General features: G+C 69.1%; 17 protein-coding genes. 8 read left to right on the plus strand and 9 right to left on the minus strand.

The features are described 5' to 3' along the window. Nucleotides 1-8: 8 nt before the first annotated feature. From ABZ552_RS27575 to ABZ552_RS27590, 4 genes are all read right to left on the minus strand, one after another. Nucleotides 9-638 carry a hypothetical protein gene (locus ABZ552_RS27575; protein WP_357440732.1) on the minus strand — a complete coding sequence of 210 codons (630 nt, stop codon included), beginning with the start codon at nt 636-638 and terminating at the stop codon, nt 9-11. Between the two features lie 998 nt (nt 639-1636). Beyond that, nucleotides 1637-3046, minus strand: a complete 1410-nt coding sequence (locus ABZ552_RS27580) for a hypothetical protein (RefSeq protein WP_357440735.1) — start codon at nt 3044-3046, stop codon at nt 1637-1639. Between the two features lie 534 nt (nt 3047-3580). After that, entirely contained in the window at nt 3581-4837 is a 1257-nt protein-coding gene (ectB, locus tag ABZ552_RS27585) for a diaminobutyrate--2-oxoglutarate transaminase (RefSeq protein WP_357440738.1), read from the minus strand. A gap of 170 nt (nt 4838-5007) precedes the next feature. Beyond that, entirely contained in the window at nt 5008-5685 is a 678-nt protein-coding gene (locus tag ABZ552_RS27590; RefSeq protein ID WP_281875048.1) for a DUF4389 domain-containing protein, read from the minus strand. 229 nt (nt 5686-5914) lie between these two features. Between ABZ552_RS27590 and ABZ552_RS27595 the strand changes: the two genes are divergently transcribed. The 3 genes from ABZ552_RS27595 (at nt 5915) to ABZ552_RS27605 (ending at nt 8852) form a co-directional block, all read left to right on the plus strand. Then, on the plus strand, nt 5915-6331 hold the full coding sequence (locus ABZ552_RS27595) for a hypothetical protein (RefSeq protein WP_281875049.1): 417 nt from the start codon (nt 5915-5917) through the stop codon (nt 6329-6331). A 233-nt stretch (nt 6332-6564) separates the two neighbouring features. Then, a complete protein-coding gene (locus tag ABZ552_RS27600) occupies nt 6565-7617 on the plus strand; it encodes a PLP-dependent cysteine synthase family protein (RefSeq protein WP_357440930.1) in 1053 nt (350 codons plus the stop codon). Further along, nucleotides 7614-8852 carry an MFS transporter gene (locus tag ABZ552_RS27605; protein ID WP_281875050.1) on the plus strand — a complete coding sequence of 413 codons (1239 nt, stop codon included), beginning with the start codon at nt 7614-7616 and terminating at the stop codon, nt 8850-8852. The genes ABZ552_RS27600 and ABZ552_RS27605 overlap by 4 nt, the downstream gene beginning before the upstream one ends. Nucleotides 8853-8895: 43 nt before the next feature. On the opposite strand, the gene ABZ552_RS27610 is transcribed toward ABZ552_RS27605, so the two are convergent. Then, nucleotides 8896-9216: a hypothetical protein gene (locus tag ABZ552_RS27610; RefSeq protein ID WP_281875051.1), complete on the minus strand. Its 321-nt coding sequence runs from the start codon at nt 9214-9216 to the stop codon at nt 8896-8898. A 389-nt stretch (nt 9217-9605) separates the two neighbouring features. Between ABZ552_RS27610 and ABZ552_RS27615 the strand changes: the two genes are divergently transcribed. Beyond that, entirely contained in the window at nt 9606-10136 is a 531-nt protein-coding gene (locus ABZ552_RS27615) for a DUF4254 domain-containing protein (RefSeq protein WP_281875052.1), read from the plus strand. Here ABZ552_RS27615 and ABZ552_RS27620 read toward each other — a convergent pair whose 3' ends face one another. The 3 genes from ABZ552_RS27620 to ABZ552_RS27630 are packed head-to-tail and all read right to left on the minus strand — an operon-like array spanning nt 10137 to nt 12760. Next, a complete protein-coding gene (locus ABZ552_RS27620; RefSeq protein ID WP_281875053.1) occupies nt 10137-10472 on the minus strand; it encodes a hypothetical protein in 336 nt (111 codons plus the stop codon). It abuts the gene before it with no gap. Further along, complete coding sequence (locus ABZ552_RS27625) at nt 10473-11621, minus strand: acyl-CoA desaturase (protein ID WP_281875054.1); 1149 nt, start codon at nt 11619-11621, stop codon at nt 10473-10475. Nucleotides 11622-11641: 20 nt separating this feature from the next. Continuing rightward, complete coding sequence (locus ABZ552_RS27630; RefSeq protein WP_281916850.1) at nt 11642-12760, minus strand: FAD-binding oxidoreductase; 1119 nt, start codon at nt 12758-12760, stop codon at nt 11642-11644. A 171-nt stretch (nt 12761-12931) separates the two neighbouring features. Between ABZ552_RS27630 and ABZ552_RS27635 the strand changes: the two genes are divergently transcribed. After that, nucleotides 12932-13552 carry a TetR family transcriptional regulator gene (locus tag ABZ552_RS27635; protein WP_281875056.1) on the plus strand — a complete coding sequence of 207 codons (621 nt, stop codon included), beginning with the start codon at nt 12932-12934 and terminating at the stop codon, nt 13550-13552. A 19-nt stretch (nt 13553-13571) separates the two neighbouring features. Here ABZ552_RS27635 and ABZ552_RS27640 read toward each other — a convergent pair whose 3' ends face one another. Further along, complete coding sequence (locus ABZ552_RS27640; RefSeq protein ID WP_281875057.1) at nt 13572-14936, minus strand: MFS transporter; 1365 nt, start codon at nt 14934-14936, stop codon at nt 13572-13574. A gap of 123 nt (nt 14937-15059) precedes the next feature. On the opposite strand from ABZ552_RS27640, the gene ABZ552_RS27645 reads away from it, so the two are divergent. The 3 genes from ABZ552_RS27645 (at nt 15060) to cmrA (ending at nt 18543) form a co-directional block, all read left to right on the plus strand. Further along, the gene (locus ABZ552_RS27645) at nt 15060-15641 is read left to right on the plus strand and encodes a PadR family transcriptional regulator (RefSeq protein ID WP_281875058.1); all 582 of its coding nucleotides are present in this window, start codon (nt 15060-15062) and stop codon (nt 15639-15641) included. After that, a complete protein-coding gene (locus ABZ552_RS27650; protein WP_357440746.1) occupies nt 15638-17668 on the plus strand; it encodes an NADPH-dependent 2,4-dienoyl-CoA reductase in 2031 nt (676 codons plus the stop codon). The genes ABZ552_RS27645 and ABZ552_RS27650 overlap by 4 nt, the downstream gene beginning before the upstream one ends. 71 nt (nt 17669-17739) lie before the next feature. Beyond that, nucleotides 17740-18543 carry a mycolate reductase gene (cmrA, locus tag ABZ552_RS27655; RefSeq protein WP_281875060.1) on the plus strand — a complete coding sequence of 268 codons (804 nt, stop codon included), beginning with the start codon at nt 17740-17742 and terminating at the stop codon, nt 18541-18543. Nucleotides 18544-18558 lie beyond the last annotated feature (15 nt).

An 18558-nucleotide genomic window follows, 5' to 3' on the forward strand; every position in this document is an offset into this window, starting at 1 on the left:
GGCACCGCCTACCCCCGCCGCGACGTCGCGTCGACCAGTACCGCGTGCAGTGCTCGCGCCTGGCGGCTCGCCTCGTCGCCGCGCAGCACGACATCGGCGAACGCGGCGCCGAGCGCCCGGCTCACGTCGAACTCGCCCGCGTCCGCAGCGTCCCCGGCCAACACGGCGCGCCAGCGCCGGTAACCGCGAACCACCTCGGCGAGTGTGCTGTCGCGTCCCGCCTCCAGACGCAGGTACTCCGCGATCAGGACGCGCTGCGCCTGCCTGCGAGCGAGACCGCCACCGGCGCAGTCGAGTGCCCGGCCGAATTCGCGCAGCGTCGCCAGGTAGATTGCCGGCTCCGCCGACTCGGCCTCGGACTCCGCGGTGCCGGTCGCTCGCCTCGTATCCAGCGCGGTCCGCTGGTCGAGGGTGATCGACCGGCCTGCGCTGGTACCCCGCGTATCGCGTGGGTCGGGACTCCACCGCACCGGCCCCGATCCGGCATCGAGTTCTGCCACCGCGACGACGTCGAGAGCGATCACCGGGTAGTCGGTGAGCACCTGGTCCACAGCGGCCACGAATTCGCGCACGACCGGCACTTGCAACCCAGGGGTATCGAATCCGGCCACCCGCACGTCGTGGTGCTCGGCCAGCATCCGCGCCAGCCAGCCGACCACGGGATCGGCGGCCGGCCGTGCGCCGGAGCGACGCCGATCGCGCTCCCCCGACGATTCGTCGGTGGGGTTCGGCCTCCGCGGCGGCGAACCGAACCGAGGGCCAGGGGGTCTCGGCTCGGCACCGGCGGGTGGTCCGGCCGTTCTGGGTGGCTGCCCGGACCACGGGGTGTCTCGTCGTCCCCCACCGCCCGGTGAGCGTGCCCCGGCCTGCCGCCCGCCCGGGGCAGGAGGTGCATCCCGGGTGGCGGCCGGAGGGAACACCGCGGAGGCCGGAGGACGGCGACCGGAGTCAGCGGCTGAAGCGCGTGCGGCGGCCGGAGGGGCCGTCGTGGAGGCCGGAGAACGACCGGGGTCTGCGGCGGGCTTGCCGGAGTTGCCGCTGCCCGGTCCGTCTGCTCCCCGATTCCCCTCTCGGCCCGCTGCCCGATCCGAGGGACCTCGCTGCCGACCGCCCTCCGGCGTGGAGCGTCCCACGGACGCATCCGGTGTCCGTGACCCGCCGGGGATGGGTGATTCGGCGGGGTCGGCCCGATCCGTGGGATACGCCGGGTTCGCCGCCGCCGGAAAGGTCGTCGGGGGATCCGCCGTCACGGGTCCCTGGGGGCCTGCGGGCGAGGACGAGCTGCCCTCCGGCCAGGGCAGCGTCGGCTCGCCGATCGGGGCCAGGGAGGCGGCTGTAGTGCCGACCCGGCTGGCGCCGAACCTGTCGTGCGCTTCGAATTGGCTAGCGGCGTCCACTATTCCGGCGGCCGTGCCGCGCAGACTCTCCTCCATGGCCCGTACGCCGGCCAGCAGATTGTCGGCCTGCGGCTTGAACTCACGGGCGAACGCGACACCCAGATCGTCGTCGCCCCAACTGCCTTCAGCCTGCGCCAAGGAATCGCGCAGTCTGGCATAGGTTTGCCCCACGCGGTCCCCGAGCTCGGCCAGCCGCGCTCCCCGATTTCGCAGGCTGTCCGGATCCAACCGGACTTGGTTCACGTCGTGACCCCCTCCGGCGTGTTGCGGCCGTTCCCGCGCAGCCTGAACCGTCGCTCGAAACCGGTGACGAACGCAGACAACGGCACCGACGTGGTCGAGCGCTCCACAACACCATCGTCGGCGACATAGAAGACCGCCCGGTCCAGGGCAATTTCGCCGTCCGGCACCGGCGAACGCACCACCCATCCCACGCTGATGCGATCAGCTCGCAACCTCGACAGCGGGTATCCCGTCGTCTCATAACCCCGTCGTCGGATGTGATCCCGGACGAGGTCGAGCGCATCCGCTTCGCCGATCCCCTCCGCGTGGTTCGCTGCCAGATCCGCGAGCACGAACTGGAACATCGCGCCATCGATGTCGGTGGCGTCACCGAAAGCCTGCGCGATGGCCTCGCGGGTCACCGCACCGGCCTGCGCAGCCGACACCAACAACTCGGCCGCGGCCGACGTACCGCTCGACCGGTCGTCCAGCAGGTTGCCGACGACACCCGCCACGGTGCCGACCGTCCACACCGCGGGCAGCGCCGGCGCGCACTCCGGTATCGGCGCGGACTCACCCCGATACCACCGACCGGCCTCCCACCAGTAACAAAACGACAGCAGACCGGTTGTCGCCCGCGGGTTGAGCACCGGATCGGCCACCCACGCCGGCGCTCCCGCGAACAAATCCGGCATCGCAGCGCCCGCGTTGTACGCGGCGTCCAGGACTGGCGCGTCCCACACACCACCCGACAGCACAGCCCGGTCACCGGGCAGTAGGGTCAACGTCGAACCACTGCGTCCCCCGCCTTCGAAGATTCCCACCGACGGACCGATTCGCGGCCCCTGCTTCGACCCCACCGCCACGAAGGCTGCCGCCAGCACAGCCCACCGTGCCCACAACACGGCCAGCTCCGGCAGTTCGTTGTCCACGGCCACCGCCCGCAAACCCGCACGCCGGTCCGCACGCATCGCGTCCGCGGCAGCGCGCGGCGACCGTGTTCGACGTTCGCCGCGACCGAGGTAGGCCGCCAGCCAAACCGGCAGCCGATCCCGCGGATAGCGTTCCAAGTCGGCGAGATAGGCTTCCGGTGCGAACAATTGCTCGCCCGGGAACGGCACCGCACCGTGATCGGCGACGGCCGCTACACCGTCCGCATCGATGCGCACCAGCAACCGCCACCACGGCCCGCCGGCGGCCCCTGCCGCCACCTGCCGGTGTCGGCGCACCGCATTCCACACCGCATCCGGTACCTGGCACCGGAACGACCGGAAACCATCGTCGACCACCAGCAGCGCCGATTCGGCGACCACGGTCATCGCGAACCACGCCTCCAGCCGCTGCCATCCGGACGGGGCCACCGCACGCAGCCCATCCGCGATCCGCTCGGTGAACCCGGCGAGATCCTCATCCCCGGCCCGCGTCACGGCGCTCTCCGCGTTCCGGGAACGGCGAACGCGCTGAAGCCGCCGGAGGCGCCGACGCACGACATCGACCGCGAGCAGTTCACGAGCAGTTCCCACATTCGCCTGGATTGGTTCTCGTCAGGATCCGAATGTCCTAACCTTCGAAGATTTCGCACTTCGGGTCCGGGCGCAATGCGCGTATTCACCAGCTATGGCAAGACCACACGTTGCCGCCACCTCGACCACCGCAGGCCTGCGACAAAAGACCCGAGCAGCAGCCGACCGACACCCCGATCGACTGACAGGCTAGCGCCGGCGCCGGCTGCTGCTCCACCGACGCATACCCCCGACCCGGCACCGCCGCTGCGGACGGCGCGCCGAAGGTTGTCCCAAATCGAACCGAGTTTCGATCACCGCCGACGGCCCGATAACCCCGAATCCCCCGGGCTCCCCTGTCGACATTCCCGCCGCTGGGCCCTCACGGGCGAGGAGCCGATGTCGTCGGTCAGCGGACGATGGCGGCCAGGATGGTTCGGCAACACGTTCGACCAGCGTTCACGTGCAGATCGTCTCCATGGCTCCGGCCAGCAGCCGGATGCCGTGGTCGATCTCGTCCTCGGCGATCGTCAGGGGCGGCATCAGTTTGACCACCTCATCGGCCGATCCGGAGGTCTCCACCAGCAGACCGCGGTCGAAGGCGGCCTGCGCGACCTTCTCCCCCAGCGATGCGTCCTCGAAGACGACGCCGTGGACCAGGCCACGTCCACGAGCAGAGACACCGGGGAAGGCCGCGGTCAGCTCGCTCAGGGCCCGCGCGATCCGCTCACCCTTGGCAGCGGTCGCGGCCTCCAGCGCGGAATCCGACCAATAATGTTCCAGCGCTACTCGTCCGGTGACGAAAGCCGCGTTGTTGCCTCGGAAGGTGCCGTTGTGCTCGCCCGGCGCCCACTGATCGAGCTCCGGCCCGAACAGCACCAGCGCCATCGGCAGGCCGTAGCCGCCGATCGATTTCGACAACGTCACGATGTCGGGCACAACGCCGGCGACCTCGAAGGAGAAGAACGGCCCGGTGCGGCCGCAGCCCATCTGGACATCGTCGACGATCAGCAGGATCCCCCGGGACGAACACAACTCGGCCAGCCCACGCAGCCATTCCGCGCGGGCGACATTGATGCCCCCTTCGCCCTGCACCGTCTCCACGATCACCGCGGCCGGTAGATCCAAACCCGACGACGGGTCGTCGAGCGCCTTGCGCATCCACAGCAGGTCGTCGGCGATCCCGAGGTAGCCGTCGTAGGGCATCGGCATGGCATGCCCGAGCGGCACCCCGGCGCCCGACCGCTTGGCGGCGTTCCCGGTGACGGCCAGCGCGCCGAGCGACATCCCGTGGAAGGCGTTGGTGAAGCTCAGCACGGTCTGCCGCCCGGTGACCTTGCGGGCGAGCTTCAACGCTGCCTCCACCGCGTTCGCTCCGGTCGGTCCCGGGAACTGGACCTTGTAGTCCAGGCTGCGGGGGACGAAGACATTGTCGCGCAACGCTTCGAGCAGCCGCCGCTTGGCGACGGTGGACATGTCGAGCCCGTGGGTGATGCCGTCCTCGGCGATGTAGTCCAGGAGTGCGCGTTTGAGCACCGGATTGTTGTGGCCGTAGTTGAGCGAGCCCGCGCCCGCGAAGAAGTCCAGGTATTCCTTGCCGTTCTCGTCGCGTAACCACGCGCCGCTGGCGGTGTCGAAGACGGCGGGCCAACAGCGACAGTACCCGCGCACGTTCGATTCGAGTGTTTCGAAAACAGTCATCTCGGCGACGGTCATGGCGATCCTTACTCGTCGTGCGCGAGCGCTCCAAAATCTGAAGTGACAGTGTTTCTAACACCGATGCCTGCCGGGTGTGGCCTTTTCCGGAAACAGCGCCGAACCCTTTCCGGCCCCGAGCGCGCGAATCCGCCCGCTGACAGGGCGGGCGGATCCGGCAAATATCGAGTTCAGTCGGACTCGCGAGCGCCCTGGTCGAGCCGGAAAGGCGGGTACTCGTCCCGCATCAAACCGGCGTAGGCCTGCACGCGGATGATCCAGCGATTGACGCCCATCACGAAGTCGTAGAGGCCCTGCGGGTAACGCGCCGTGACCAGCAACGCGACCAGCGCGACGAGCAGGAGGACGCCGAGCAGCGAAATGGAGGCGCCGCCCCAGTCGTCACCGTCGCCGCCCGCGAACGCGACGCCGCCGCTCACCACCGCGCCGACGATGAGGTAGTGCGGAATGGCCAGCAGCCACCACTTCACCAGTACCAGGCCGCGATGCAACGTCTCCGGGTAGTCGATCTCCAAGTCGGCCGGGTAGTCGGCGTTCGCCCGCAGACTGAACGGCGGGTACTTGTCGGTGCCGAGTACCGACAAGGCGTAGAAGGTCACCCGCCATCCCCAGCGCATGACGCCGACATTGAAGTCGAACAGCCCCCGCGGGTACTTGCCGGTGATCAGGATCGCGAAGAAGGCGACGACCGTGAGCACCGCGTAGGCGATGTGCAGGAAGAGCAGCACGATGTAGTGCGGTATCGCCAATAGCCACTTCACCAGCCACAACCACCGCGACAGCGCGGGATCCAGATCGCCGCGCACGCGAATGGGGTCGGACGGGACGACGGGCTTCTCGAGTTCCATGAGCGATGCTCCTTACGGTTGCTGTGATCCAAGCCACAACCAGTAGGTGTCCTGATTGTCCCGTATTCGGCCGTTCGAGAACGGCACCATCTGATACCGACACGCCAACGAACAGGGTTCGAGGAGGGTGGCTGTGGCGCACGGCCGGGCTTGAGCCGCAATCGAATCGACCGCGCTGCCGCGCACACCGGCCGATCGTGCCGGTGCCGGACTTGTACCATCGGGAACCGTGACGTTCGGCGCGCTGCGACTACCGGTTGCCCGGGTGCTCGTGGCTCTCGCGTACACCGTCTGGGTGGTCGCCATGGCGGTGCCGCAGTGCCACGTCTTCACCCATGCCGTCGCGCCGCACGCGCACATCGAAGCGTCCGGTCCCGTCATGGCCTCCCCCGCCGCTCCGGCGATCCTCCTCGACCGCCATCAGCACGCCGCCGAGCCGGACCGGCACGTACCCGCCGACATGGTGCTCGCCGCCCTGCCGCGCGCTGCCGCGCTGCTGGTGCTGCTTCTGGTCGCCGCGGTGCCGCTGTTCCTGGCGGCGCCCGCGGCCTGGCTCGGCGGCGGCGTGCGGGCGCCTCCGGTCGCGGCCCTCCCGGTGTGGCCGGGCAGAGACAAACTCACGCGATTCGGCATCGATCGGAACTGATCGGTCAGCGTCAGGCCGGAGCCTGCCGGGGCCCGGCCGGTGTTCGTGCGACGTCCGCACTCACACCGTCGCTGTACCCAGCGACCGCACAGAATCGACGATTCCTCATGACTTCTGCGCTGCAGAACCCGGCTGTGCCCGAACCCGCTCCGCGCGAACCGGCTACCCCGGCTCCGCTCGTGAGCCCGGCGAGTCTCCTGACCGCCGCTCAGCGCTGCCCGCGTCCGGACACCATGGTGGGCAACACGCCGGTGCTCTGGATCACCGAACCACTCGACAGCACAACGCGACCGGACGGCCGCGGCTTCTGGGCCAAGCTCGAAGGCGCCAACCCCGGCGGGATGAAGGACCGGCCCGCGTTGCACATGGTCGAGCGCGCCAGGGCCCGCGGCGACCTCGCACCGGGCGCTCCGATCATCGAATCGACCAGCGGCACCCTCGGTTTGGGCTTGGCGCTGGCGGGCATGGTGTATCACCACCCGGTCACGCTGGTCACCGACCCCGGCCTGGAGCCGCTCATGCGCCGCATGCTCGCCGCCTACGGCGCGCGGCTGGAGCTGGTCACCGAGCCGCACTCCACCGGCGGCTGGCAGCAGGCGCGGCGCGACCGCGTCGCCGAACTGCTGGCCCGGGACCCGCGAGCGTGGTGCCCCGACCAGTACCGCAACCCCGACAACCGCGACGCCTACGAGACCCTGGCGCTCGAGCTGGTCGCCCAGCTGGGACGGATCGACGTCCTGGTCTGCTCGGTCGGCACGGGTGGGCATTCCGCGGGGATCAGCCGCACGCTGCGCCGGTATTTCCCGCACCTGCGCTTGGTGGGCGTCGACACCGTGGCGTCCACGATCTTCGGGCAGCCTGCGGGCCCGCGACTGATGCGCGGGCTGGGGTCGAGTATCCACCCGGACAACGTCGACTATCCGGCGTTCGACGAGGTCCACTGGGTCGCGCCGGCGGAGGCGGTGTGGGCCTGCCGCAGGCTCGCCGCGACCCACCACGCCGCAGGCGGCTGGAGCGTCGGCGCGGTCGCCCTGGTCGCGGGCTGGCTGGCCCGCACCAGCGACCCGGTCACGCGAATCGCCGCGGTCTTCCCCGACGGTCCGCTGCGCTACTTCGACACCGTGTACAACGACGAGTACTGCCGTGCGCACGGCTTGCTCGGCGCCGCCCCGCCCGCCGCGCCGCGCCACATCGCGCATCCGGGCGACGCCGTCGCGGAGTCCTGGACCCGGTGCGCCACGGTCATCGATCCCCGTGGCGGCGCACGCGAGGAGGGGACGCGATGACCGACCTGATCGCCGCCTTCCGCGGCTTCGATCGTCCCAGCCGCATGCTGATGGTCAATCAGTTCGCCATCAACACCGGGTTCTACATGCTGATGCCCTACCTGGCCGGGTACCTGGCCGGCCCGCTCGGGCTGGCCGCGTGGGCGGTGGGGCTGGTGCTCGGCATCCGCAACTTCGCCCAGCAAGGCATGTTCCTGCTCGGCGGCACGCTGGCCGATCGGCTCGGCTACAAACCGCTCATCGTGGCCGGATGCCTGCTGCGCACGGGCGGTTTCGCGCTGCTCGCGGTCGCGGAGACGCTGCCGGCGCTGCTGGTCGCGTCGGCGGCGACCGGTTTCGCGGGTGCGCTGTTCAACCCCGCGGTGCGCGCGTATCTCGCGGCGGACTCCGGCGACCGGCGGGTGGAGGCGTTCGCCGTGTTCAACGTCTTCTACCAGGCTGGCATCCTGGTCGGCCCGATCGTCGGGCTCGCGCTGATGGCCGTCGACTTTCGCGCGACCGCCACCGGCGCCGCGGTGGTGTTCGGCGTGCTGACGCTGGCCCAGTTACGCGCGCTCCCGCAGCACGCGGGCGAGCCGAAAACCGGCTCGGTGCTGGACGATTGGCGGGTCGTGCTGGCCAACCGCCCGTTCCTGCTGTTCGCCGCGGCGATGATCGGCTCCTCGGTGCTGGCCTTCCAGGTCTACCTGGCGTTGCCCGTGCACGCCGCGCGGATCGCGGGCGACTCGGCGACCGTGCTGATGACGACGGTCTTCGTCCTGTCCGGACTGATCGCGATCGCCGGGCAGCTGCGCATCACCCGGTGGTTCGGCCGGCGATGGGGACGCGCGCACAGCCTGGTGGCCGGGCTGGCGATCCTCGCGTCGGCGTTCGCGCCACTGGTAGCGATTCCGGGCACCCGCTTCGGCGTCTGGCCTGCGATCGGCGCACTACTGCTGACCGCCGCGGCGCTGGGAATCGGTGCCGCAGCGGTGTTTCCGTTCGAGATGGACACGGTGGTCGCGCTGTCGGGCAACCGCCTGGTGGCGACGCACTACGGCCTCTACAACACCATTGTCGGCATCGGCATTCTGCTCGGGAACCTCGGCATCGGAGCGCTGCTGGACGCCACGCGCGAAGCCGGGATGAGCGCGCTGGCGTGGGCGGTACTCGTCGCCGTCGGCGCGGCCGCGGCGGCGGGGCTGTTCGCGCTCGCCCGGTCCGGACGACTCGACGCGCCGGTCCCGGTCGGCTGAGCAGTGCGGCCGTCCCGGATGCGTGCCATCCGGGGCGGCCCGGTCAGGCAGGCCCGCTCGACTGCGCCGAATACAGGCTGACCTCGCCGTCTTCGCTCAGGAAGGCGTTGACCAGCATGGTGCGGGTGGCCCGCAACTCCTCGTGATCCGGCGCGGCGGTGGTGATCGAGATCTGCGGGATGACCGCCCAGTTGACCACGTAGCGCTCCGGCGGGCCGTCGTCGTCCGACAGCCTGGCGAGACGAAAGACCGAGACGGTTTTGCGGACGATCAGATTGCGCACGACCTCTGCGATTCGCTCGGGGTCTTCCAGCGCGAACATGAAGCCGAATGTCAACTCGGGCGATGACACATAGGCGGGCACGAACACCGAGGCTAGCGGATCGGGCGGCAGCGCGCAGCGCTCGCGGCGAATCAGTTGCTGCTCATGCGCTCGAGGAATGGGAGAACGCCGGGCGACGAACCGCGCCGGTTGACCGATCCGTAACGGAACATAACGATTTCCCGGCAGCTCCCGGATTCGCAGAGCAGAGTGTTGCGCGGATTCGGCTACCGCGCTTTCCTGAAAGTGTCCCGATTTTCTCGGACGTCTTCTCTCGCATCGTCGCGGATTTCCCGGTTTCTCTGCCGTGCTGGTGGACCGTGGGACGACATCCGGTTGCGGGACTGCGCCGGAGCCGAGGGGCGCCCCTCCCCGAAATCCCCCTCGGCCCTGGCGTATCCACGGAGTCGTCAGGTCGCAGAGGTACGCCCATGCCCACCGAATACGCTCAGCGCAGTTTCGGAACCGAAGAGCTACCACCGCCCGCCGCACTGCTGCGCGCGATCCGCGAGCCCGGTGAGAACCAGCACCGCCACAGCGTGCTGCACGCCGCGCGGCAGCTCGTCGACTGCCACGAGCGGCGGCAGCGCACGCTGACGCGAGCGCACGCGCCGGGGGCGTCCAGCACCAGCGTCGCGGCGTGCAGCCAGCAAGTGGAGGACATCGACGGCTGCCGTGCCGAATGGATCGGACGGATCGACGCCTGGGTCGCGGCCAACGTGCAGCACCGGGAGGGCGCATCCCTGCATACCGAGACCCTCGGCGCGGTCATCGATCGAATCGCCGCGAAATGGGTTGCGGCTCGTCACACTTTGGGCGACGAGGTCACGGCGGGGCCGCAGCCCGCGCAGGCGGGCGACGCGGCCCACCTGCAGTGGACCAGGCTGGCCGAGCTGATCGACGGCTACCAGGATCTGATCACCGACGTCATCGCGCATCGGCGCAGGCTGCCGGTGTGGTGATCAGCGCGGCTCGTCGACCTCGGGTTCGACGACCTCGGCGTCCAGGAAACTCTCCGTCCCCGCTGCCTGCGGTTTCGTATCCGCCTGCGGCTTCGTGACCGGGACCTCGGCCTCGTCGCCGAGGTCACGATCGAGATCGCGCTGCGCCGCCGCGTCCCGGCGCGCCGCGGCCGCCGCCTCGTTCATCTCGATCGCGTCGGTGATCCACTCACCGATCTCCCGGGTGACTTCGGCGACGGTGCCCGTGATGATGTTGGCGATATTGCCGACATGCCGGGCGCCGGAGGACGTCAATTCCTGAATGAGGTCTTTGTTGCTTTCGAATTTCCCGATCATTCACACGCCCGCTTCGCTAGCCTTCCGCTGTCGCATCACGATAACACCGGGAGACGGCTCGCTCTCGACCCAGCGCGGCGGCAGTGCCAGCTTGAAAATCTTCTTCCACACCGAGCCGATCTGCTTACCGAGCGGGCCGGTGTTGTACGGCAAGCCGTACTTTTCGCACAATGCGCGCACGGTCGGCGCCATCTCCGGATAACGGCTCGCGGGCAGGTCCGGAAACAGGTGGTGTTCGATCTGGTGCGACAAATTCCCGGACATGATGTGGAACAGCTTGCTCCCGGTGATGTTGGCCGAGCCGAGCATCTGCCGGATGTACCACTCGCCGCGGGTCTCGTTCTCGGTCTCTTCCTCGGTGAACGTCTGTACGCCGGCCGGGAAGTGACCGCAGAAGATGATGGCGAAGGCCCACACATTGCGCACCAGGTTGGCGGTGGCGTTACCCGCCAGGGTGTGGAAGAACAGCGGTCCGGTGAGCGCGGGGAACACCAGGTAGTCCTTGAGCACCTGCTTGCCCGCCTTGCGCCACTGGCCGAGCAGCAGCTTCTTGACCTCCGGCCACTTCTTCTTGCCCGCCAGGATGTTCTCGACTTCCAGGTCGTGGCCCATCACGCCCCACTCGAACAGCAGCATGAGCACGAAGGCGTACAGCGGCTGCCCGAGCCGCAGCACGTTCCACTCCTGGGCCTCGTCCATGCGCAGGATGGAGTAGCCGATGTCGCGGTCCTTGTTGTGGATGTTGGTGTAGGTGTGGTGGAGGTAGTTGTGCGAGTGCTTCCACTGATCGGCCGGGCAGACCGTGTCCCACTCGAATACCCGGGAGTTCAGGCCGGGCTCGCGCATCCAGTCGTACTGGCCGTGCATCACGTTGTGGCCGATCTCCATGTTGTCCAGGATCTTCGACACACTCAGCGCGGCCACCGCGGCCAGCCAGAACGGCGGAAGGAAGCCGAGATACATCAGGCCGCGGCCGGCGATCTCGAAGCCGCGCTGCGCCTTGATGATCGAGTACAGGTATTCCCGGTCGCGCTCGCCGAGGTCGGCGACGATCGCGGCGCGCAGCTCGTCGAGTTCGCGGCCGAGTTCGTCGATCTGGTCCGGGCTCAGGACCAGCGGTCCGTGCTCGGTTTCGGTCAGGATGGTCATGATTGGCTCCCCTTCGTTCTTCAGATGTCGATCTCGACGTCGCCGACCGGCGCGCTGATGCACAGCTGGATCGGCTGGTCGGGGTCGCTGTCGGTCTCGCCGGTGCGCAGATTGCGCGTGCACCCGGAGCGGCGCACTGCGGTGCAGGAGAAACAGATCCCCATGCGGCAGCCGTACTCGGGACTGAGCCCGGCGGATTCGGCCTGTTCGAGCAGCGTCGCGCCGTTGTTCGGCGCGCTCACGCCACTGGCCGAGAAGTCGACGGTGCCCTGCGCGTCCGCGGCGTCGGCCGGGGCGAGCGAGAGTGTGAACTCCTCGGTGTGCAGCCGGTCCTCCAGCTGCTCGGCCTGATAGATCGTGCGCACCGCGTCCATCAGCGACTGCGGACCGCAGACGTAGGTCTGCGCGTCGGCGAACCACGGCGCGACGCGCTCCAGTTCGTCGTAGTCGAAGTATCCGCTGCCCTTCGGCTGGTGCAGGTCGACCCACGGCGCGGCGGGATCCACGCCCGTCACGTCGCGGGTGCGGTGCGGATAACGCAGCTCGATGCGAAAGTTCGGGTGCCGCTGGGCGATCGCGTCCAGTTCCGCTCGGTGCGGGAGCACCGCGGGCGACTTCGCGTAGTGCAGGAACACGACCTCCCCCGGATGGTCCTCCGCGGCGAGCGTGCGCAGCATGGACAGCACCGGCGTGATGCCGCTGCCCCCGCTGATCAGCAGCAAACGCTGCGGCCGCGGCGCGGGCAACCGGAACACGCCGTCGGCGGGCGTCAGGTCGACCACCATGCCCGCGGTGGCGTGGTGGTACAGGTACTGCGAGACCAGGCCGCCCGGATGCGCTTTCACGGTCAGCTGGATGTGGCGATCCCGCCTGCCTTCCGGATTGACCGGCGAATAGCACCGCGTGTGCCGCACACCGTCGATCACCACGCCGATCTGGACGTATTGCCCGGCGGCGTGGCCCTTCCACTGCCGGGTCGGGCGCAGCGTGAGCGTGACCGAACCCGGCGCCGAGCGGCGGACGTGCGTGATTTCGGCCCGCATGTCCCGCACCGTGAGGGTGGGGCGGACCAGCTCCAGATACCGGTCCAGCGGGTGTGGCGAGGTCAGGGTCTGCACCAGGTTGATGAGATCCACCATTAGTTCTCCGTGCCTCTTGTCGGGCTGACGACGTGCGACCTGTTTTCAGTGCACGTCTGTACACTCAACTAGTGTGACCGATGACCCGGGCCAGGTGTCAACCGGCGAAACATGTGACTCGAACTACATCTACGGATAGGTCAAATGGTGAACGGATGTATGCTCACCGGGATGAATGAGCAGGCAGCTACCCGAGGCGAGCGCAAGGAGCGGACCAGGCAGGCACTCCTGGACGGCACCCTCGCGCTGGCCGCCGAGCGCGGATTCGCCGCGCTCAGCCTGCGTGAGATCGCGCGCTCGGCCGGCATCGTGCCGACGGCGTTCTACCGGCACTTCGCGTCGCTGGAGGACCTCGGCGCCACCTTGGTCGACGACGGCGTCACCGCGCTGCGACTGGCGCTGCGCGAGGTCCGCCGCAACGCGGACGCGAGCCTGTCGGACACGGTGCGCTTCGTATTCGCACAGGTGGGCCCCAAGCGTGAGCTGTTCGGCTTCCTCACCAGGGAGCGCCACGGCGGGTCCGCGGCGCTGCGCACGGCCATCGCCAGGGAGATCCAGCTGATCGTGCGCGAGCTCGTCGCCGATCTGTCCCGGATCCGGGCCCTGGACTCCTGGACGCCGCGCGACCTCGAGATCGCCGCCGATCTCATGGTCACCACGGTGACCGACGGAATCGCCGCCTATGTGTCGGCCGCGCCGCGCGACGCACAGGCGATCATCGACCGCACCGTCCAGCAGATGCGATTGATCGCCCTCGGCATGGGCGGCTGGCGGCCACCCGGGCGGCGCTGATCCGGGCCGCGTGCGCGCCTCACTCGGCCGGGCGGGGCCCCTCGGCGTCGCCACGGACGACGGCGACCGGTTCCGGCGACCGCAGCGGCAGCAGCATCGCCAATCCCGCCGCGAGCACGATCAGCAGGCCCGCGATGCCCGCGCGGTCGGCGTCGAACAGCCAGACGAACGCGCCGAACAGGCTCGGCGCGAGGAAAGACACCGCGCGCCCGGTGGTCGTGTACAAGCCGAACAGCTGACCCTCACGGCCCGGCGGCGCGAGGCGGGCCAGGAACGACCGCGCCGCCGCCTGCGCGGGACCGACGAAAACGGTGAGCAACAACCCGAAGATCCAGAACATCAGCGGTCCGGACACCACGAGCAGCGCCAGCCCGCACACCAGCATCGCCGACAGCGACACCACGATGACGACCTTCGGGCCGTTCCGGTCGTCGAAACGCCCCGCGACGATCGCGCCCAGCGCCGCGACGACATTGGCCGCTATGCCGAACAGCAGCACATCGGAGTCGGCGATGCCGTAGACGCGCACGGCGAGCACCGCGCCGAAGGTGAACACTCCGGCGAGACCGTCCCGGAACACTGCGCTGGCCACCAGGAACCCGACCGTGCGCGGGTCGATGCGCCCCAGCTCGCGCAGGTCCCGCCACAGCACCCGGTACGAGCCGAGGAATCCGGCGCTCGCCGCGCCGGGATCGGCGCCGGTGCGCGGCAGTTCCGGGACCGCGAACAGCACCGGCAACGCGAACGCGGCGAACCAGACGGCGGCCAGCACGGCGACCAAGCGGATGTTCAGTCCCTGGTCGGTGGGCACGCCGAGCAATCCGCGATTGTCGCCCTCTCCCGCGATGAAGCCGAAGTAGCAGATGAGCAGCAGGAAGATGCCGCCGAAATAGCCCATGGCCCAGCCGAATCCGGAGACCCGGCCGACCGTCGCGGGCGTGGAGACCTGCCGCAGCATCGCGTTGTAGGGCACATTGGCCAGCTCGAAGCAGGCCGACGCGAACGCCAGCAGCACCAGACCGAGCCACAGGTCGCGATAGTCGTCGTGCACGAAGAACATCAGCGTCATCGCCGCGATGGTGAGCGCGGTCAGCGCGCCGAGGGAGCGTTTGCGCTTCGCGGACGCGTCGAACCGCTGTCCGCTGATCGGCGCGGTCAACGCGACGATCAGGCCCGCGAGGCCCAAGGCCCACCCCAGCCACGCGCTGGCGGAGACGTCGCCGGGTAGGTCGTCGCCGACTTTGTCGGTGAGGTACACCGAGAACACGAACGTGAGAATCACGGCGTTGAATGCCGAAGACCCCCAGTCCCACAGCCCCCACGCCACCACCTGCCCGCGCCCGGCGGCCTGTCCTACTGTCGCCCGGGCGTTCACCTCGGTCATGCCGCGCAGCTTAATGCGCGCGACCGTCGCGAGTGCGGCGGAAATCGCAACGGACCCTGGTTCACGCAGGGCCTGCTATGCACCTAGTTGCATAGTACCGGATGTCACGGCTATCCTCACCGCATGGCACTCGAGCATGCGTTGCTGGTATCGCTTACCGAGCGCGCCGGCTCGGGGTACGAGCTGGCGCGCCGCTTCGACAAGTCCATCGGCTACTTCTGGAGCGCGACCCACCAGCAGATCTATCGCGTCCTCAAACGCATGGAGGAATCCGGCTGGGTCGACGGTGAATCAGTGGCGCAGGAAGGCAGGCCGGACAAGAAGGTGTACTCGGTGAGCGAGGCCGGCCGCGCCGAACTCGCGCGCTGGATCGCCGCACCGAGCGATTCGGGCACCCCGCGCAACGAGCTCGCGGTGAAGATCCGCGCGGCCGCGTACGGAGACATCACCGCTTTGCGCGCCGAAGTGGCCCGCCATCGCGACCAGCACGCCCAGCGCCTCGAGCTGTACCGGCACATCGAGAAACGCGACTTCCCCGCCCCCGACCGGCTCGGCGGGACAGCCCTGCACCAGTACCTCGTCCTGCGCGCGGGCATTCGCGTGGAGTCGGGGTTCGTCGAATGGTGCGACGAAGTTCTGCAAGCACTGCACCCGCGCGCATCAGCCCCGCACGCGGTTGACGGAGAAAGGCGACCTCACCCATGAGCTCCTTCCCCCATCTGTTCGAGCCGCTCGATCTCGGCTTCACGACCTTGCGCAATCGAGTGGTCATGGGGTCGATGCACACCGGGCTGGAGGACCGCGCCTGGGACACCAACAAACTGGCCGCCTATTTCGCCGAACGCGCACGCGGCGGCGCGGGCCTGATCATCACCGGCGGCTACGCGCCCAATCGCGCGGGCTGGCTGCTGCCGTTCGGCGCCAAGCTGACCAACAAAACCGAGGCGTACCGGCATCGCACGATCACGAAAGCGGTGCACGCCCATGGCGGCAAGATCGCCATCCAGATCCTGCACGCGGGCCGCTACTCCTACATGCCGGGCAGCGTGTCGGCGTCATCGATCAAGGCGCCCATCAACCCGTTCCGGCCGCGCGCTCTGTCGGCCAAGGGCATCGAGCGCACCATCGACGATTACGCCCGCTGCGCGAAACTCGCTCAGTTCGCCGGATACGACGGCTGCGAGATCATGGGCGGCGAAGGCTATTTCATCAACCAGTTCCTCGCGCCGCGCACCAACAAGCGCACCGACGCGTGGGGCGGATCGCCGGAGAACCGGCGCCGGATCGCGGTCGAGATCGTGCGCCGCACCCGCGCCGCCGTCGGCCCGGACTTCATCATCGTGTTCCGGCTGTCCATGGCCGAGCTGGTGGAGAAGGGGCAGACCTTCGACGAGATCGTCGCGCTGGCACAAGAACTCGAAGCCGCCGGGGTGAACATCCTGAACACCGACATCGGCTGGCACGAGGCGCGCGTGCCCACCATCGTGACCTCGGTGCCCCGCGCCGCCTTCGTCGAGTTCACCGCGAAGATCACCGCGCGGGTGGGCATACCGGTCTGCGCGTCCAATCGGATCAACATGCCGGAGGTGGCCGAGGAGATCCTGACTCGCGGTGACGCCCACCTCGTTTCGCTGGCGCGTCCGTTCCTGTCCGATCCGGAGTGGGTGAACAAGGCCGCGCAGGACCGCGTCGACGAGATCAACACCTGCATCGCCTGCAACCAGGCGTGCCTCGACCACGCCTTCCAGCACAAGACCGTGTCGTGCCTGCTCAACCCGCGCGCGGGTCACGAGACCGAACTGAAGCTGCTGCCGACCCGCCGGAGCAAGCGCATCGCGGTGGTCGGCGCGGGCCCGGCCGGTCTCTCGGCGGCGGTGAACCTCGCCGAACGCGGCCACCGCGTCGACCTGTTCGAGGCCGACGACAAGATCGGCGGCCAGTTCGACATCGCCCGCCGCATCCCGGGCAAGGAGGAGTTCAGCGAGTCGATCCGCTACTACAACCGGATGCTCGAGCGCACCGGCGTCACAGTGCATCTGAACAAGCGGGTCGGCGCGGACGAACTCATCGCCGGAGGCTACGACGAGGTGGTGCTGGCCACCGGCGTGCAGCCGCGCATCCCCGACATCCCCGGTATCGATCACCCCATGGTGCTGTCCTACGCGCAGCTGGTCCGGGAGGAGAGGCCGGTCGGCAAGCGCGTCGCGGTGATCGGCGCGGGCGGCATCGGCTACGACGTCACCGAATTCCTGACCGTGGAAGGCCATCCCACGCTCAAGCTGGACGAGTGGAAGGAAGAGTGGGGCGTCACCTCCGACGACGAGCAGGTCCCCGGGCAGCTCACCGCGCCCAGACCCGCTCCCGCGGCGCGGGAAGTCGTTCTGCTGCAACGCAAGACGACTCCGTTCGGCAAGGACCTGGGCAAGACCTCCGGCTGGGTGCACCGCGCCGCGCTGAAGGCCAAGGGCGTCGAGCAGCTCGGCGGCGTCAACTACGAACGCATCGACGACAACGGCCTGCACATCAGCTTCGGCGAGAAACGGCAACGGCCCCAGCTGATTCCCGTCGACAACATCGTCGTCTGCGCCGGCCAGGAATCCGTGCGCGACCTGGAGGCCCCGCTGCGCGCGGCGGGGGTCAGCCTGCATCTCATCGGCGGCGCCGAACTCGCCGCCGAACTCGACGCCAAACGGGCCATCGACCAGGGCACCCGGCTCGCCGCCCGGCTGTGATCGGGCGGCGCGGAGACTTCGCCGGGGATCGTGCGGCGGGCCACCGCGCCGGATCGCCTAGGCTGCACCGGGTGAGCCTGCCCTCCCCCACCTCCGAGAACCGCGCGGTCGTCACCGGCGCCTCCTCCGGCATCGGTACCGCGCTCGCCGCCGAACTCGCCGCCCGCGGCTACTCGCTGATCCTGGTCGCCCGCCGCGAGGAGCTGCTCACCGAGCTCGCGCAGCGGCTGACCCTGGCCCACGGCATCACCGCCGAGGTGCGCCCGGTCGACCTGGCCGACCGCGAGCAGCGCGGTGTGCTGGTGGACGAACTGGCGAGCCGCGACATCGCCGTGCTGTGCAACAACGCGGGCATCGCGACCTTCGGCGCGGTCGCGGAACTCGACCCGGCCTACGAGCGCGCGCAGATGGAGCTCAACGCCGTCGCCGTGCACGATCTGACCCTGGCCGTGCTGCCCGGCATGCTCGCCCGGCGCGGCGGCGGCATCTTGATCAGCGGGTCGGCCGCGGGCAACATGCCGATCCCGAACAACGCCACCTACGCCGCGAGCAAGGCGTTCGCCAACACCTTCTCCGAATCGCTGCGCGGCGAGCTGAAAGGCTCGGGCGTGCACGTCACGCTGTTGGCGCCCGGACCGGTCCGCACCGATACTCCCGATCCTGCCGAAGCGTCCATCGTCGACCGGATGGTGCCCGACTTCATGTGGGTCTCCTCGGAATACACCGCCAAGGTCTCCATCGACGCGCTCGCCCGCAACAAGATGCGCGTGGTCCCCGGCCTGATCAGCAAGGGAATGAGCGTGGCGGGGCAATACGGCCCACGCGCGGTCACCGCTCCGATCGCCGGCGCTTTCTACAAGAAGCTCGGCAACTGAGCGTCAGCGACCACC

It is taken from the genome of Nocardia sp. NPDC019219, assembly GCF_040632645.1.
In the GTDB taxonomy this organism is placed as follows: domain Bacteria; phylum Actinomycetota; class Actinomycetes; order Mycobacteriales; family Mycobacteriaceae; genus Nocardia; species Nocardia sputorum.

Bases quoted from the DNA above. Each gene is read 5' to 3' on its own strand.
- ABZ552_RS27600 (WP_357440930.1), top strand. From the start codon at position 6,565: ATGGTGGGCAACACGCCGGTGCTCTGGATCACCGAACCACTCGACAGC.
- ABZ552_RS27590 (WP_281875048.1), bottom strand. From the start codon at position 5,685: ATGGAACTCGAGAAGCCCGTCGTCCCGTCCGACCCCATTCGCGTGCGC.
- ABZ552_RS27645 (WP_281875058.1), top strand. From the start codon at position 15,060: ATGGCACTCGAGCATGCGTTGCTGGTATCGCTTACCGAGCGCGCCGGC.
- ABZ552_RS27615 (WP_281875052.1), top strand. From the start codon at position 9,606: ATGCCCACCGAATACGCTCAGCGCAGTTTCGGAACCGAAGAGCTACCA.
- ABZ552_RS27635 (WP_281875056.1), top strand. From the start codon at position 12,932: ATGAATGAGCAGGCAGCTACCCGAGGCGAGCGCAAGGAGCGGACCAGG.
- ABZ552_RS27630 (WP_281916850.1), bottom strand. From the start codon at position 12,760: ATGGTGGATCTCATCAACCTGGTGCAGACCCTGACCTCGCCACACCCG.
- ABZ552_RS27625 (WP_281875054.1), bottom strand. From the start codon at position 11,621: ATGACCATCCTGACCGAAACCGAGCACGGACCGCTGGTCCTGAGCCCG.
- ectB (WP_357440738.1), bottom strand. From the start codon at position 4,837: ATGACCGTCGCCGAGATGACTGTTTTCGAAACACTCGAATCGAACGTG.
- ABZ552_RS27650 (WP_357440746.1), top strand. From the start codon at position 15,638: ATGAGCTCCTTCCCCCATCTGTTCGAGCCGCTCGATCTCGGCTTCACG.
- ABZ552_RS27575 (WP_357440732.1), bottom strand. From the start codon at position 638: ATGCTGGCCGAGCACCACGACGTGCGGGTGGCCGGATTCGATACCCCT.
- ABZ552_RS27640 (WP_281875057.1), bottom strand. From the start codon at position 14,936: ATGACCGAGGTGAACGCCCGGGCGACAGTAGGACAGGCCGCCGGGCGC.
- ABZ552_RS27620 (WP_281875053.1), bottom strand. From the start codon at position 10,472: ATGATCGGGAAATTCGAAAGCAACAAAGACCTCATTCAGGAATTGACG.
- ABZ552_RS27605 (WP_281875050.1), top strand. From the start codon at position 7,614: ATGACCGACCTGATCGCCGCCTTCCGCGGCTTCGATCGTCCCAGCCGC.